This is a genomic window from Brevibacillus brevis, from assembly GCF_900637055.1.
Classification (GTDB): domain Bacteria; phylum Bacillota; class Bacilli; order Brevibacillales; family Brevibacillaceae; genus Brevibacillus; species Brevibacillus brevis.
The window spans coordinates 6,220,830-6,235,985 of the sequence record NZ_LR134338.1 but is presented as its reverse complement, the minus strand read 5'-3'; the positions used below and the strand labels follow the sequence as shown (position 1 = coordinate 6,235,985).

At 49.2% G+C, this 15,156-nt stretch carries 13 protein-coding genes and 1 riboswitch; of the genes, 10 read left to right on the top strand and 3 right to left on the bottom strand.

All coding sequences use genetic code 11. The features are described from left to right. Window positions 1–27 precede the first annotated feature (27 nt). A complete protein-coding gene (locus EL268_RS30240; RefSeq protein WP_106654857.1) occupies window positions 28–747 on the top strand; it encodes a glycerophosphodiester phosphodiesterase in 720 nt (239 codons plus the stop codon). Between the two features lie 64 nt (window positions 748–811). Here EL268_RS30240 and EL268_RS30235 read toward each other — a convergent pair whose 3' ends face one another. Together EL268_RS30235 and ggt are read right to left on the bottom strand one after the other, a co-directional pair. Beyond that, window positions 812–2,800 carry a methyl-accepting chemotaxis protein gene (locus EL268_RS30235; protein ID WP_106654856.1) on the bottom strand — a complete coding sequence of 663 codons (1,989 nt, stop codon included), beginning with the start codon at window positions 2,798–2,800 and terminating at the stop codon, window positions 812–814. A gap of 81 nt (window positions 2,801–2,881) precedes the next feature. Further along, complete coding sequence (gene ggt, locus EL268_RS30230; RefSeq protein WP_106654855.1) at window positions 2,882–4,600, bottom strand: gamma-glutamyltransferase; 1,719 nt, start codon at window positions 4,598–4,600, stop codon at window positions 2,882–2,884. A gap of 181 nt (window positions 4,601–4,781) precedes the next feature. Further along, a riboswitch (cyclic di-GMP riboswitch) is annotated at window positions 4,782–4,870 on the bottom strand. Between the two features lie 248 nt (window positions 4,871–5,118). Here ggt and EL268_RS30225 point away from each other — a divergent pair. The 8 genes from EL268_RS30225 to EL268_RS30185 all read left to right on the top strand — a co-directional run bounded on the left by EL268_RS30225 (window position 5,119) and on the right by EL268_RS30185 (window position 13,507). Continuing rightward, window positions 5,119–5,736 (top strand): SET domain-containing protein, encoded by a 618-nt coding sequence (locus EL268_RS30225; protein ID WP_106654854.1) that lies wholly within the window; start codon window positions 5,119–5,121, stop codon window positions 5,734–5,736. Between the two features lie 79 nt (window positions 5,737–5,815). Beyond that, window positions 5,816–7,483, top strand: a complete 1,668-nt coding sequence (locus EL268_RS30220) for a glutamine--tRNA ligase/YqeY domain fusion protein (RefSeq protein WP_106654853.1) — start codon at window positions 5,816–5,818, stop codon at window positions 7,481–7,483. 121 nt (window positions 7,484–7,604) lie between these two features. Then, window positions 7,605–8,939: an APC family permease gene (locus EL268_RS30215; protein WP_106654852.1), complete on the top strand. Its 1,335-nt coding sequence runs from the start codon at window positions 7,605–7,607 to the stop codon at window positions 8,937–8,939. A gap of 653 nt (window positions 8,940–9,592) precedes the next feature. Then, window positions 9,593–10,198, top strand: a complete 606-nt coding sequence (locus tag EL268_RS30205; RefSeq protein ID WP_106654851.1) for a QueT transporter family protein — start codon at window positions 9,593–9,595, stop codon at window positions 10,196–10,198. After that, window positions 10,195–11,037: an energy-coupling factor ABC transporter ATP-binding protein gene (locus EL268_RS30200; RefSeq protein ID WP_106654850.1), complete on the top strand. Its 843-nt coding sequence runs from the start codon at window positions 10,195–10,197 to the stop codon at window positions 11,035–11,037. Before EL268_RS30205 ends, EL268_RS30200 begins: the two co-directional genes overlap by 4 nt. Continuing rightward, a complete protein-coding gene (locus EL268_RS30195) occupies window positions 11,034–11,849 on the top strand; it encodes an energy-coupling factor ABC transporter ATP-binding protein (RefSeq protein WP_106654849.1) in 816 nt (271 codons plus the stop codon). The genes EL268_RS30200 and EL268_RS30195 overlap by 4 nt, the downstream gene beginning before the upstream one ends. A 1-nt stretch (window position 11,850) precedes the next feature. Further along, window positions 11,851–12,639 (top strand): energy-coupling factor transporter transmembrane component T, encoded by a 789-nt coding sequence (locus EL268_RS30190; RefSeq protein WP_106654848.1) that lies wholly within the window; start codon window positions 11,851–11,853, stop codon window positions 12,637–12,639. A 16-nt stretch (window positions 12,640–12,655) separates the two neighbouring features. Next, complete coding sequence (locus EL268_RS30185; protein ID WP_106654847.1) at window positions 12,656–13,507, top strand: alpha/beta fold hydrolase; 852 nt, start codon at window positions 12,656–12,658, stop codon at window positions 13,505–13,507. 39 nt (window positions 13,508–13,546) lie between these two features. Here EL268_RS30185 and EL268_RS30180 read toward each other — a convergent pair whose 3' ends face one another. Continuing rightward, window positions 13,547–14,242, bottom strand: coding sequence for a hypothetical protein (locus tag EL268_RS30180; RefSeq protein WP_106654846.1), 696 nt, complete (start codon window positions 14,240–14,242; stop codon window positions 13,547–13,549). Between the two features lie 147 nt (window positions 14,243–14,389). Here EL268_RS30180 and EL268_RS30175 point away from each other — a divergent pair, with 147 nt between their 5' ends. Next, entirely contained in the window at window positions 14,390–15,142 is a 753-nt protein-coding gene (locus EL268_RS30175) for a gluconate 2-dehydrogenase subunit 3 family protein (RefSeq protein WP_106654845.1), read from the top strand. Window positions 15,143–15,156: the final 14 nt, after the last annotated feature.

Below are 15,156 nucleotides of genomic sequence, written 5' to 3'. Positions count from 1 at the left end.
AAACGAAACGATAGAGGAGCTGGCGACATGAACATTTGTATGGCACATCGCGGGTGGTCAGGCAAAGTCCCTGAGAATACAATGACAGCGATTCGATTGGCTTTGGCAGAGCCAGCTATCAAAGCAATGGAAATTGATGTACAGCTGACGCGTGACGGTGTTCCGGTGCTGATTCATGATTTTACGCTGGAACGCACGACCAATGGCCGCGGTCTGGTCATGGATCATACCTTGGCAGAGCTGCGTGAGCTGGATGCAGGGAGCTGGTTTGGCGACAAGTTTGCAGGCGAAAAAATCCCTACACTCGAGGAAGTACTGATCGCAGTAAGAGGTCGCTGCACGCTAAATATCGAGTTGAAAGCAACAAGTGACATGTATCCTGGTATCGCAGAAAAGGTGCTCGCGCTTGTAGAAAAGCATGGCATGAAGCAAGAGGTGTACCTGACTTCATTTGACCACGATTTGATCCGTCACGTACGCACGCTCGATCAAGAAGTGCAGACAGGTCTGATTGTATATGGTCGCCCTGTACTCATGCTGGAACAGATGGAGGCAGCAGGTGCTACGATTCTCTCCATGGGATATCCGTTCCTGACTCGCGAGCTAACTGTAGCCGCGATTGAAAAAGGCTTCAAAGTCATCGCGTGGACGCTGGATGATCCGAAGCATATCCGCGAAGTCATTTCGTGGCATCCTCAGGTTCAAATTTGCACGAACCATCCTGACCGGATGTGGGAGTTTGTATAAGCGCAAGCAGGAAAGAGCCGCCGGGCAACATGCATGGCGGCTTTCCTTGTTTTCGTTGTTTGGACTATATCTTGAATTTGCTTACATGAGATTGCAGTTCTTCGGCTATTCTTGCCAGAGAAGTAGCTGATGAACTGACTTCTTCCATAGCTGCCAGCTGTTCTTCTGTGGCGGCCGACACGCTTTGTGTTCCGTCAGCAGAATTCTCCGCTACTTCTTCAATGACACTGACCAATTCTACCACCTGTTTGGTGCCAAAAGACATTTGCTCAGAATAAGCCTTTACTTCTTGAATTTGGCTTGCCACCTGCGTGACAGCATCTTGGATCTGTTCAAAGGACTTGCCTGCATTGTTAACGACCGTAAGTCCCGTGGCGACCTCTTTAGTGCCCTGTTCCATCGAAAGGACAGCCTGGTTGGATTCGAGCTGAATCGTCGTAATCAACAGTTTAATCTGTTGCGCGGATTGCGCGGACTGCTCAGCCAATTTGCGTACTTCGTCTGCCACAACGGCGAATCCGCGCCCCTGTTCACCAGCTCTCGCCGCTTCAATAGCTGCGTTAAGTGCTAACAGATTTGTTTGTTCAGCTATGGCGGTGATGACTTGTACGATTTGTCCGATTTCCTGCGAGCTGTTTCCTAATCGTTTGACGATATCGGCAATGTTGCCGACAGTGTTCTCGATCGATTGCATCTGGCTGATCACGACCTGAAGGGCCTGATTGCCTTCCACTGCAATTTGGGAAGCGCCCAAAGCCGATTCGGCAGCTTGCTGTGCATTCGTGGCAACCTGCTGAGCCCCTGTCGATACGCCTTGAATTGCAGTGACGCTTTCCTCTACACTCTTCACTTGCTTTTCCGCACCGTAAGCTACTTCCTGAATCGTTATGGCGATTTGTTCGGTAGCCTTGCTCGTATGGTCGGCGTTGACCGACAATTCCTCTGCTGAAGAAGCAAGATCTGAAGCTGTATCATTTACTTGTTGAATAATCGTTCGCAGGTTGAGCACCATTGTGTTTACTGATTGAGATAGCTGTCCAACCTCATCCTTAGTTCGAATCTGCAAGGGCTGTACAGTCAGTTCACCCTCGGAAATACGGTTAGCCACGGAGGCAACTGCCGCAATAGGGCGTGAGATTTGCCGGGAAACAGCGTATGCGATTGCGATGACGACAGCAACAACAACGATGACAATGATCGTAACCATGGTGGTAACGGATGAAACCGCAGACGTTATGGATTCGACGGGGATATGCAGATACAAACCAAAGTTGGTCTTGGGAATGGGAGAATAGGTGACAACGTAGTCCTTGCCATTGTCCGAGTAGCTGTATGAGCCCTTTTCCGTTTTTCCTGATTTAAGGATTTCCATTAATGGTTGCGGCAGAGCGGATTCCTCAAGCGGTTTTCCGATCAGATCCTGGGTGGGATGGTACTGAATGTGGTCCTTGTTATCAACGAGAATCGGATAACCATCGTTGCCTACTTTCAAATCTTTGAGAAATGTAGCTGTGAAGTCATCTACATTGACAAGCCCTGTCAAGACACCAAGCTTCTGATTGTTTTTCGCTTTTACAGGGGAAGCGACGATGATAGAGCGATTGCCGGTTGTCTTCGCAACAAGAACATCGGAGAAGCTGGGCTTGTCCTGCATACCGTCTTTGAAGAATTGGCGCTCGCCAAGATTGATTCCAACGCTTTTGGGGAACGTATCAGCCGTTACTTTTCCATCGCTTGCGATAAACGTATTTCCGTCATACAGTTTCATTTCCTCGGTAAACTTGCGGATGAATTCATTTTTTGCCGCTGCATCATCGGATTGAATATCCGAGGTACGGGCTAAAACCTGAATTTCTGTCATACGCCGGTCCAGATATTGATCCATAGCTATGGCTGTACTGGAAGTAAGGTCAACATAGGATGATTTTTGTTTATCAATCAGAATGGATGAAAAGCTGCTCGTGATAAAAGACGAAACGGCAGCAAGTGGAATGACGGCCACGACGAGAAACCAAAGGATCATTTTGTTCCTGAGTTTGTTGAACAAAAACATAGGGTTTTTCCACTCCTAATCCGTGTTTGCGAAATAGAAACAGGTAGACTGCTGAGATTTACTCAGCAGCCTGACAAAATATCAATATCCCATTGCTGCGCCTTCACCGCGAGGGTCAGCACCGCCAAATTTTACATTGGTTTGCGGGTCAATCAGGATTGCGCCGGACTGTCCCATCGAATCGGTATAGGCTGCTTCCAGCTTTTCGACTGGATGCCCCCGTTTTATTAACTCGTCCAGGACTTCTTGAGGGATGCGGCTTTCCACCTTGAGATTGTTGGAAGCAGATCCCCAGTTGCGTCCATGCAGCCATCTTGGCGCTTCGATTGCGTCTTGCACGCTGAAACCAAAGTCGACGATACGCGTGACGAGAGCGGCTTGCGTTTGCGGCTGTCCTTCTCCCCCTTGTGTTCCGTAGAGGAGATAAGGCTTGTCCCCTTTAAAGAGCATCGCTGGGTTAATTGTGTGGAAAGTGCGTTTTCCTGGTTCCAAGTGATTGATGTGTTTGGGATCCAAAGAGAAATAGCTTCCGCGGTTTTGCAAAAGGATGCCCGTATCTTTCGCTACGATGCCGGAACCCCAGTCAAAGTAGTGACTCTGAATGATGGACACTGCATTGCCATCTTTGTCGACGATCCCGAACCAGGTTGTATCGCCTTTTGGATCAAGCGGTTCTACGGATTTGGCGGCTTGCTTCATATCAATGCGCGCAGCTAAATCTTTCCCGTGCTCCTTGGACAACAGCTCATCCACAGGGATATCCACAAAGGCAGGGTCAGTCAGCCATTTGTCGCGGTCAGCAAAAGACTGTTTGGTAGCTTCTACAATCGTATGATAGTAATCGGGTGTTCCTTCACCCATGCTCTTGAGGTCAAAATTATTCAGAACATTAAGAATGGAGAGCGATGCCATGCCTTGGGAGTTAGGCGGAACGTTGTACGCTTTATAACCGCGGTAGTCTACCGAAATTGGATCTGCCCAAGTGGAGGTGTGCTTCTCAAAATCTTTCAACGTGAGCAATCCTCCGTTGGCTTGCATGTCTGCTACGATTTTTTTAGCAACTTCTCCTTTATAAAAACCGTCAGCGCCTTTTTTTGCAATGATTCGCAAAGTATTGGCAAGATCCTTTTGTTTAAGAATTTCGCCTGCGGCATAGGGATCGCCGTTGGGCTTCAGGAATGTTTTGCGGAATCCATCAAAACGTTGAAGATTTTTCAAGTCATTGTCAGTTGGATCTGTCGCGTATTTCGTCCAATATACTTGGTTGGGGGAGACTGGATATCCGTTCTCGGCGTATCCAATGGCCGGCTCCAGCAGTTTGTGCCATTGAAGCTTACTGTTGCCCATGCTTTTATGGGCGTAGTTGTACGCCTCCCACCAGCCGGAGACGACACCAGGGACAGTGTTTGCCGATTCATAACCGCGGGACGGGATTTTTTCGTAGCCTTTGCCTTTGTAATAGTCGATGGTTGCCTTTTCGCCTGCGCGACCACTGCCGTTCAGCGCCTTCAGTTCTTTTGTTTTGGCATTGTAGATGAGCCAGAAGTTATCTCCGCCAATGGTTGTGTAATGAGGATAGACGACAGCTAATGTGGAAGCGGCTGTAATAGCAGCATCTACTGCATTACCACCGTTTTCCAATGTCTTCAGGGCCGCAGCCGTAGCCAGATAGTGAGGAGTCGTCACCATTGCGTTCGGTGACATCGATGTTGGACGATTAGCAGCTTGTGCCCCAGAGAATGTTGATACCCCGATGACAGCAGTCAGCGCGACGGTCGAGAGTTTCTTCCAGAATGACATTCCTATGAAACCTCCTTCATGATGAATAGAATAATGATTCATTAAACCGGCTATCCGCTGTTGCCTCACCTCCTTTAAAAGTTAAAAATACACAAACATACAAAAATAGACAAAAATAGACATTGCGAGCGCAAAAAAAGACCAATGATATAGGATCATTGGTCTCGTCCTACATCAATACTTCGGTAGCTGGCAAGCGTGTCCGCTGTTGCGGAGGTAGCCCCTGTAGCTTTGCGTCGCCGGATTTCCCCGGGTATGCCGTTTCGATATCAATGGATGAAGTACAAAATTGACACATAGACTGATTCGATCGTTGTGGGAAAATGTTCCTAAAACTCCGTTTGCCAATAATATAGACTATTTACCATTTGTGGTAAATAAGAAAAATATTTTAATCCAGAAAAATAGTCAGGAATGCTGTGGGGAAGGTTGTTTTTCGCAGACATTCACACACCTCCTGGGGCTGAACTGCTTATGATGATAAAAAGGCACATTCGCCAAGGAGTGAAACAAAGACCATGATGCATCCCGATACAGAATTGCGCTATATCAACGATGAGATCGGGTACGGTGTGTTTGCGACAAGGTTTATCCCAAAAGGAACGATTGTATGGGCACAGGATGATTTGGACCAGGTATTGGACCCTGCATTTGTGGAAAGACTTGACTCATTACGAAAACAGGACGTGCAAAAATATTCATTCAAGAACCAGTTTGGAAAGTACATTCTTTGTTGGGATAAGGCAAGATACGTGAACCACAGCTTTCATGCGAATTGTGTGCCGACCATGTATGATCTGGAATTGGCTGCACGGGATATTTTTCCGGGAGAAGAGCTGACCGATGATTATGGAACGTTAAATCTGGATGAACCTTTTGATTGTTTGCCCGAGTCCGATACGGACCGCGCCCGCGTAATGCCCGATGACTTGCTTCGGTATTACCCGCAGTGGGATCGGATTGCAGCGGAAGCATTCCAACGTTTCAATCATGTTGAACAGCCTTTGCTGCATTTGATTTCCCCGAAGCATCTCGAAACGATTCGAGGGATCACGGAGCAGCGCTTAGCCATTGATTCTGTCATTCATCTGTATTGCAGGTCACAATGGCAAACGAGGCAGCAACAGAAGACGTGAGCGGGTCGGTCAACGACCCGATTTTGTTGAACTCTGGGTAGAGAATCAGTATTATGGAATGTAAAGGTGAAGTGAAAGGTTGATTTCATTGGAAAACAAGGTAGCGGCATCCAATTTTATCCGCAATATCATGATTGATGACTTGCAAGAGGGCAAAGTAAAGGAAATCATTACCCGCTTTCCCCCAGAACCGAACGGGTATCTTCATATTGGACATGCAAAAGCGATCTGCCTCAACTTTGAGTTGGCACGAGAATTTTCCGGCAAGGCCAACCTTCGTTTTGACGATACCAACCCGGTGAAGGAAGACATCGAATACGTAGAGGCCATCAAAAGGGACGTTCAATGGCTTGGCTTCGATTGGGACGGGCTGTTTTTTGCATCTGATTACTTTGAAGAGATGTACAACCGTGCGGTGCTGTTGATTAAAAAAGGTCTGGCTTACGTAGACGATCTGTCTCCCGAAGACATGCGTAAAATGCGTGGAACATGGACAGAGCCAGGCACAGATAGTCCGTTCCGCAACCGATCTGTGGAGGAAAACCTGGACCTGTTTGCACGGATGCGCCAAGGGGAATTCAAGGACGGAGAAAAGGTGCTGCGTGCGAAAATCGATATGGCTTCTCAGAACTTCAACATGCGTGATCCGGTTCTGTATCGAATCTCCCATGCGACGCATCACAACACGGGCGACAAATGGTGCATCTATCCGATGTACGACTTCGCTCATCCGTTGGAGGATGCCATTGAGGGCGTGACACACTCTCTGTGTTCACTGGAATTCGAAGATCATCGCCCGTTGTACGACTGGGTAGTCCGCGAGTGCGAAATGGAGAAGGTACCACGCCAGTACGAATTTGCCCGTTTGAACCTGACGAACACCGTTATGAGTAAGCGCAAGCTGAAACAGCTTGTCGATGAGAATGTAGTAGACGGCTGGGATGACCCGCGCATGCCAACCATTGCAGGCTTCCGTCGTCGCGGCTATACACCGGAAGCGATTCGCACATTCGCTCGTGAAGTAGGCGTAGCGCGCGCTAACAGCACCGTTGATGAGAAAATGCTGGAGTATTTCATCCGTGAGGACCTGAAGCTGAAGGCACCACGTACGATGGCTGTTTTGAATCCGTTGAAGGTCGTCATCACGAACTATCCTGAAGGACAAGTCGAGATGCTCGAAGCGGAGATCAATCCGGAGAATCCAGAGATGGGCAATCGTCAAATTCCGTTTTCCCGCGAAATCTACATTGAGCAGGATGACTTTATGGAAAACCCGCCGAGCAAGTATTTCCGCTTGTTCCCGGGAAATGAAGTGCGTCTGAAGCACGCGTATTTCATTAAATGCAATGACGTCGTGAAGGATGCTGATGGCAATGTGATCGAGATCCATTGCACGTATGACCCTGAGACGAAGAGCGGCAGTGGTTTTACAGGTCGCAAGGTAAAAGGTACGATTCACTGGGTGGATGCGACCAGTGCGGTTCCTGCTGAATTCCGTTTGTATGAGCCATTGATTATGGATGATGAAGAGGCAGAGGGCACATTCCTCGACAACGTTAACCCGAATTCGTTGGAAGTGCTGCAAGGCTATGTGGAGCCAAATATGAAAGAAACCAAGCCACAAGACAAGTATCAATTTTTCCGTCATGGCTATTTCAATGTCGATCCGAAGCATACGACAGATGATAAACTCGTATTCAACCGAATTGTATCGTTGAAGAGTTCCTTTGAACTGCCAAAAGCATAGGAAATACTCATATAAATCAAGCGCTGCTGTGCATGGAGAACCCGTGTGCAACAGCGCTTTTTTCTTTCGTGATTATAAATTGGCGTGTATAATTATTCTGTTACAAAAAGGGGGACAGGCAGTGAACGGGAGAGCAGAACTAACGCGTAGTTTGAAGCTGCGGCATATTGTCGTAATTGGACTGGGCTACATGGCCCCAATGGCCGTTTTTGACACCTTTGGCATTGTTTCTGGAGAAACGGGGGGGCACGTTCCTGCTGCTTATGCAGTCACACTTCTTGCGATCCTGTTTACGGCGGCAAGCTACGGAAAGATGGTACGGCTATTCCCTTCAGCAGGGACCGCGTATACGTATACGCAACAAACGATTCATCCCTATGCAGGATTTTTGGTAGGCTGGGCGTCCTTGCTGGATTATTTGTTTTTACCGATGATTAACGCTTTGTTGACGGGGGTATACCTATCGTCCGTGTTTCCTGACGTGTCGACAGCGTGGTGGATTATTGGATTCATTGTATTGGTGACGGGTTTAAACGTATTTCGCGTAACCGTAACCGCATCCGTCAACTCGTTTCTCGTGTTGTTTCAAGTCGTGGTCGTCGTGTTGTTTGCGGGATTGGCAATCCGTGGTCTTATGCAAGGGGACGGGCTTGGACAAGTATTCAACCTGCGTCCATTTGTGTCACCGGATCTATCTGTCATTGCACTGCTTTCCGGTGCGGCGATTCTTTGTTTTTCCTTCCTTGGCTTTGATGCAGTAACCACGCTAACGGAGGAAACTGTCGATGCGAAAAAGACGATTCCACGCGGGATTATGCTCGTAGCACTCGCAGGAGGAGCGCTATTTATTACGGCATCTTATTTCATGCAATCATTATTTCCTGATGTTTCGGTATTGTCTGATCCAGAAGCGGCTTCTGCGGAGATTGCTCTGTTTATCGGTGGGACGATCTTTCAATTGGTGTTTTTGGCGGCAGCGTTGTCTTCGACACTGGCATCCGGGCTCGTATCTGTCACGAGCGTAACGCGCTTATTGTACGCAATGGGACGAGATGGATTTTTGCCGCGACGCTGGTTCGGTTATGTACATCCGAAGCTAAGAACTCCTTTGCTTAACGTCTTGCTGGTCGGAGCGCTGATGCTGTTCGCTTTGTATATGGATTTGTTAACGGCAACTTCCTTTATTAACTTCGGCGCGCTAATCGCCTTTAGCTTTGTGAACATCAGCGTAATGGCGTACTATTTCCGCAAACAAAAGAACAAGCATATCAAGGATTGGTGGGGCTTCGTGCTGTCTCCACTCATCGGGACAACGTTCATCGCCTTCCTATGGGTAAACCTGGAAGAAACGTCCATGATGCTCGGCTTGCTCTGGACCATTGTCGGCTTGATCTATTTGCTGTACTTGGTGAAGATCAAGAAAACCAATTTGGAAATGGTGAAGTTTGAGGAGTAGAGTGGCTGTCGTGGAGAAGAAGTGCATTTCCAGTCTGCGCTTCGGCCTCCGCCCCGCGAGGGGGATTGACTGCCCGCCCCGGAATAAATGGTGGGAGCGCTTCAAACGTAGAAGTTTCGAAGAAGGATTCCATAAGTGAAGCTGAAATTCCCCACCATTTATTCCGGAGCTAGGTTGGGCTCCAGAGGCGCTTGGACTGGAAATGCACTTCTTCTAACGTGGCTTTTGAATAATATTTGAAAGTGAATTCGGGAGGGAGAGAACAATGATTCTCTCTCTTTTTTATTCTCCCTAATTAATGCAAGGGGACACCAAACAGCTCGCAGAGGAAACAGGAGAAAACAGCGAAGATCTTAGGGACACCGACCGAGACTCCATGCAAAAAGCGAAACGCGCCTTTAAGCGTCCACCTCTGAGACACATCCTGATTGGACCACTTTGGACGCGGTTTCGCTTTTTGCATGGAGTCGGGCAGTCAATCCCCCTAGGGGGTGGCCCTAGAAGCTGAGCGTTTTCTCCTGTTTCCTCCCCACCACTACAGCCAGAACCAATGGTTTTACCCACCCTCTTCTAGACGATCCAGTAAAGAGAGAGTAAACTGGCTACAGGAATATTCCAAACATTAACACTTGACACAAGGAGGGTTTATTCTGATGCTTTCGACTCTGTTCCGGCGGAAATGGACGACCGTAGATTACGTCCTGATTGTCGTTACTGCCGCGCTCTACGCTGTTGCCATTATTATGCTTGCCAATATCAAGCTCATTCCTTCCGTACCGATCCGTCCGGCCAATGCCCTTCAGCCCGTATTTGGCATGTTATTCGGTTTGCCGGGGTGCATAGGCCTTGCTTTTGGAAATATGGTCAGTGATTTGTTAACCGGAAGCGCACCGCCTCATGCGATCGCGGTCGGTTTCTTTTCTAATTTTATGGGGGGCTTTATCGGGTTGCTTGCTGTGAGTCACCCTGCACTGAAAACAAAGCGGAGCGTCCTTCAATACATTGTGTTTGTCGTTATCATCAGCTCTGCAGTAGTAGCATGTGCGATTTTGATTAATGTGGCGCTGGGCCTGACACCAAAAGAAGTGGCGGTATGGTACATCCCAACCGTGTTCTTGAACCAAGCCATTTCAACGGCGATTCTGGGGCCAATCCTCTTGAAGCTGTTGTACCCATTCGTGAAGCGTTCTGGACTATACCGGGGTCGCCCCTTGCAGGATTTCAACTATCTCGGGAATGAAAGCAGGATCGCAAGGTGAAAACAGAACCATTGCTGCGAGTAAACGGAGTCAATTGGCACTATGAAGAGGGAGCACTGCCTGCGCTAGCGGACATTCATCTGGCGCTCTATCCAGAGGAAGTGGTCGGCGTTGTCGGGCCTGCTGCCGCAGGGAAAACAACGCTGCTATTGACGATGTCAGGTCTGATTCCGGCTAACTACGGTGGACACTTCGAGGGGAGTGTCGAGTCCAAAAGCGAGCAAGGCATCGTCTTTCAGGACCCGGAGACGCAGTTCATCGGGCTGACCGTCGAAGAGGAGCTTGCCTTCTCGCTTGAGAATGCCGGGTGGTCGGACGAGCAAATTGAAAAAAGAATGGCAGAGGTACTCGATCTGATCGGATTGAACGGCTTTGCTAATCGTTCGCCTCTTGAGCTGTCGGGGGGAGAAAAGCAGCGGGTGGCAATTGCATCTGCTCTCTCCCACAGTCCGCAGGTGCTCATTTTGGATGAGCCTACTTCCGAGCTGGACCCGGTGGGAGCGCGGGAGGTCTTCTCGCTTCTTGCACGGCTGAAGCAGGAAAAAGAAATGACGATTGTGGTATCGTCCCATGCGACAGAAGAGCTCGCTGCCTTTTGCGACCGAATGATTCTGATTGCAGAGGGGAAAATCGTTTTGGACCAGCCGACTCGCCAATTTTTTGCCCAAGTGGACGTGTTGGATGAGCATGGCATATTGGTCCCGGATGTCATCCGACTCTATCACATGCTATGCCAGGAAGGCGTCATGTCAGCGTCCTCTGCTGGTGTGCCTCTGACTGTTGAGGAGCTGGCACTCCACTACAAGGAAGGGCAGCTCGTTCGGGAGGGAAGCCTGTGAGTATCGTCATTGAATTCGATGAGGTCTGGTATGGCTATGAAAAGGAAAAGCCGGTGCTGCATGGCGTTTCGCTCCAACTGAAACAGGGAGAATTCGTCGCCATCATCGGGGGAAACGGTTCCGGTAAAACGACATTGGCTAAGCATTGTAACGGTCTATACAAGCCGACACAGGGTACTGTCAAAGTGAATGGTCTCGATACCAAGACGATGAACGTTGCCCAACTATCGAGAATCGTGGCGTATTGCTATCAAAATCCTGATCATCAAATCTTTCATTCGACCATAAAGGCGGAGGTAGCATTTGGGCCCAAAAACATGGGCTGGCCGCCTGAAAAAATAGAGCAAGCTGTCGCAGAAGCGTTGGCAGCAGTGGGGTTATCCGACAAGGGCGACGAAGAGCCTCATTTTTCGAGCAAAGGCACACGACAAAAGATTGCGGTGGCTTCGATCTTGGCGATGAAGCCGCAGGTGATCGTGCTGGACGAGCCTACGACCGGTCTCGATTACCGAGGCATGCAAGAAATGATGGAGTTGGTGCGGCATTTGCACGCAGAAGGTCATACGATCATTGTCATCACGCATGATATGCGTCTGGTAGCGGAGTACGCCCAGCGAGTGATCGTTATGCATAAAGGAAAGCTGCTATGCGACGGGGACCCACAGCACGTATTTTCGCAGCCGCAAGTATTAGCTGCTGCCCAGGTAGAAGCGCCTGCCATGTATCGTTTCGGGAAAGCAGTGGATGTCCATGATCCGATTCCACTCACGCTGACAGCGATGAAAAAACAGCTGCTGGGAGAGGGGATCTAAGATGAAGAATGCCCATCCGAGCTACACGCTGCTTGTATTTGTGCTGCTGGGCTTGCTCCCTTTTTTATTCCAGGACCCACGTGCGCTTATCATTCTGTTGGCGGTAAACATCGCGTTGATTGCCAAGCTGGGCTGGGAGCGCTCCATGATTAAGGCGTACGTGTTGGTTGGTGGAATTGGTTCGTGCTTTGCTGTGATTACGTGGCTGCCGTTTACCAATGTAGGCACTCCGTACTGGAGCAGCACCATTCCGTTGATCCACTATCCCGTGCAAATTACGGATGTCGGTGTCTTATGGGCATTGGGAATGGGACTTCGACTGGCAAATGTCGCGTTATTGTCGATGTACTATGTGTTTACAACTTCGCCCAGAGAAATCGCAATGGGACTTCGCGGGATTGGCGTTCCGTTTTCGATCAGCTATTTGCTCTCGCTCATTTTTCGCTTTATTCCCCTTGTCAAAAATGATTTGGCGATCATTCGGGAAGCGCAGATGGTACGAGGGATGTCGACGAGCGAAGGAAATGTTCCAGAACGCATCAGGAAGTACAGCTACTTGCTTGTGCCGCTCATCTTCAACTCACTCAAGCGTGTGCAATTGATCGCCAATGCATTGGATGCCAAAGGCTTTCGCATGCGTAACAGTCAGCATCGCTTTTACCGCAGCAAACGGTGGAAAAAAACAGAAGTAATCACGTTAGTGGCAAGTGTATGCATCGTCGCAGCATTGTTTTACATCGCCAGACTACATCCAGAGCATATAGGCGTGCTGATTCCGGGGCGTATTTAGTAAGGAGGCAAGCAAAATGAACGAAGCATTGTTTTCGCAGGTCAATCGTTTGCAGGTAGAAGGGGGCACGCTGGAGTACGGCGTCACCGGAAAGCCAGGTGCACCTGCGCTGCTGCTTTTGCATGGCATTCGCAACACGAAGCTACTGTTTGCGCCCATCGTGCCAGCATTGGCAGAGCGATATCGGGTGATTGCGGTAGATATCCGTGGTCACGGGAATTCTGAGAGCCAGGATAATTCCTTTTCGTTTGAGAGGATCGTAACGGATTTGATTCAACTGTTGGAGAAAGAACAGCTCGAACAAGTGACGATTGTCGCAGCGTCCTTTTCTGCTGTGCCTGCCCAGATGCTTGCGATCCGCGAGCCCAAGTGCGTAGCTTCGCTCGTTTTGCTGGATGGAGGCTATTATTCCTTGGGAGAAGTGCCCGGATTCAATAGGGAGAAGGTTGTCGAGCGGCTGGCTACCACGCGGTTTTCTTCCGTAGAGGAAGCAGAAAGGCAGTTCGCAGAGCGATATGGTACGAGAGTCATGCCAGAGGGCTGGATGCGAGAGGAGCTATTGAAAAGGGAAGACGACAGCTACGGGTACCGTTTGCCGAGGGAGGGGTTCTCTGCTTATTTCCAAGAGTACAGCGTCCATAGCCAATCGGAATTGTTCCAACAGCTGACATGCCCCGTGCTTTTACTGCTTGCTGACGACAGCCTTTTATCAAAAGACGAGCAACAGTTTCATCGACAGGCAGTCGCCAATTATCAGCGGATTGTGAAGCAGGCCAAGGTGAAAGTGATACCAGAAGCACAACATTTGCTGATGGTGACGCATCCGCAAGAGACAGTGAACGAAATCCATGATTTTTTGTCGAAATAAAGAAGGGACAAGCGAAAATGCTTGTCCCTTTTTCTTTGGTTACCGCTTTGCTTCACGCATGAGCACGTTCAGCTGTTCTGCCATGGCTTGCTTATTCTTTTGATCCCTCATGTGTTTTTTTACCGTTTCCAGCGCTTTGATGCCTTTTTTCGAGCTGACGACCTTCACGGGTGTATCCGTTCCGTAAATACGCTCGATTTGGGCGCGAGCTTGTGCGAAAGTGCTTTGCTGATCGCTCGTACCCAATGTCCCTGCGGTTCCGCTCCCTGATTTTGTACGAGCAGCATCATGCCCGCGACTGGAGCTGCCGGAGTAATTGCTGATGAGATGGGACTGCATCGGGTCCATTTGATTGATCGATTGTGCATTGGCAGTAGAAGGAGCCAGGTAAATGGCATCATTCACAATCAACGCCTGGACGCCGTGAACGCCCGCTGCCTTCAGTTGGGCTTCCAGCTTCGTGGAAGGACCGCCCGTGTGCAGGTGTGAGCTGCCCATAGAGCTGTATAGAGCATTGCCCATTCCGCTATACGTATGGCCTTGCGAATTTGTCGTGAATTTTTTGTCGCGGTCCACGCTGGGAATAACGGTTGCGTCATTTGGATTTGGTGCCAATGACTGAGTACGTGCTGGCGGTTGTGGTGTCGGAGCCGGGGCCGCTTGATTCACACAGGCTGTCAAAAGAAGGACAGCTCCTAATCCTGCGGTTCCTACCCATGTATGGAAGTGCTTCATCACGATCCCTCCAAGTCTTCCTGCCTAGATAAGATTATCCTTTGTTCGCTGCATGAAGTTATGAGTGGAGCATGTTGGAAAAAATTCTGTTAACCACGATTATCTTTTGGAAAAAATGCACAAAACAAAGAGAGGAAATCACTGGAGGTGGTCATTTTGGCAGAAGCAAACAACACGAATGAGCGGCCAGTATCCCGAAGGAACTTTTTGAAAAACTCCGGGCTGGTGCTCGGCAGTTTGGTCGTAGGGGGAGTGGCAGGGAGCTTGCTCCGCAGACCGGAAACTCCGCCGCAACCGGGAGCAACTCCGGCCCCTGCTGCCGATTACAATCAGGCGCTTATGTTTTTTACGCCTGAGCAATTTAAAGTGGTGGACGCCGCTTGTGAGCGCATTTTTCCTGAGGATGAGCTGGGTCCGGGCGCGAAGGTACTCGGTGCAGCCTATTTCATTGACCACCAGCTGGCGGGTGATTGGGGCTTTAACGCTCGTGAATACATGCAAGCGCCCTTTTATCCGGGTGAGATTACACAGGGCTATCAAGGCAGGTTGAAACGTAGGGAAATATTCGACATCGGTATCCAAGAAATGAACAACTACAGTAACAGTACCCACGGAAAACGGTTTTATGAACTCCCGCCGGAACAACAGGACGCTGTTTTAAAAGCTTTTGAAACCGATGAAGTAAAATTGACGACCATTTCGGCGAGCACTTTTTTCAATATGTTGCGGGCTAGTACGCTCGAAGGCGTTTATGCAGACCCCTTGTACGGAGGCAATAAAAATATGGATGGCTGGAAAATGAAGAATTTCCCAGGTAATCAGATGGCGTATACGCAGCTGATCGATAAGCCTGAGTTTGTGAAGATGTCTCCCTTAAGCTTGCGGGATCATCAACATTGAGGGAGGACTGTACA

Excerpts from the sequence above, each read along its gene's own strand:
- EL268_RS30190 (WP_106654848.1), top strand. The coding sequence starts at position 11,851 with ATGAAGAATGCCCATCCGAGCTACACGCTGCTTGTATTTGTGCTGCTG.
- EL268_RS30225 (WP_106654854.1), top strand. The coding sequence starts at position 5,119 with ATGATGCATCCCGATACAGAATTGCGCTATATCAACGATGAGATCGGG.
- ggt (WP_106654855.1), bottom strand. The coding sequence starts at position 4,600 with ATGTCATTCTGGAAGAAACTCTCGACCGTCGCGCTGACTGCTGTCATC.
- EL268_RS30240 (WP_106654857.1), top strand. The coding sequence starts at position 28 with ATGAACATTTGTATGGCACATCGCGGGTGGTCAGGCAAAGTCCCTGAG.
- EL268_RS30235 (WP_106654856.1), bottom strand. The coding sequence starts at position 2,800 with ATGTTTTTGTTCAACAAACTCAGGAACAAAATGATCCTTTGGTTTCTC.
- EL268_RS30205 (WP_106654851.1), top strand. The coding sequence starts at position 9,593 with ATGCTTTCGACTCTGTTCCGGCGGAAATGGACGACCGTAGATTACGTC.
- EL268_RS30185 (WP_106654847.1), top strand. The coding sequence starts at position 12,656 with ATGAACGAAGCATTGTTTTCGCAGGTCAATCGTTTGCAGGTAGAAGGG.
- EL268_RS30180 (WP_106654846.1), bottom strand. The coding sequence starts at position 14,242 with ATGAAGCACTTCCATACATGGGTAGGAACCGCAGGATTAGGAGCTGTC.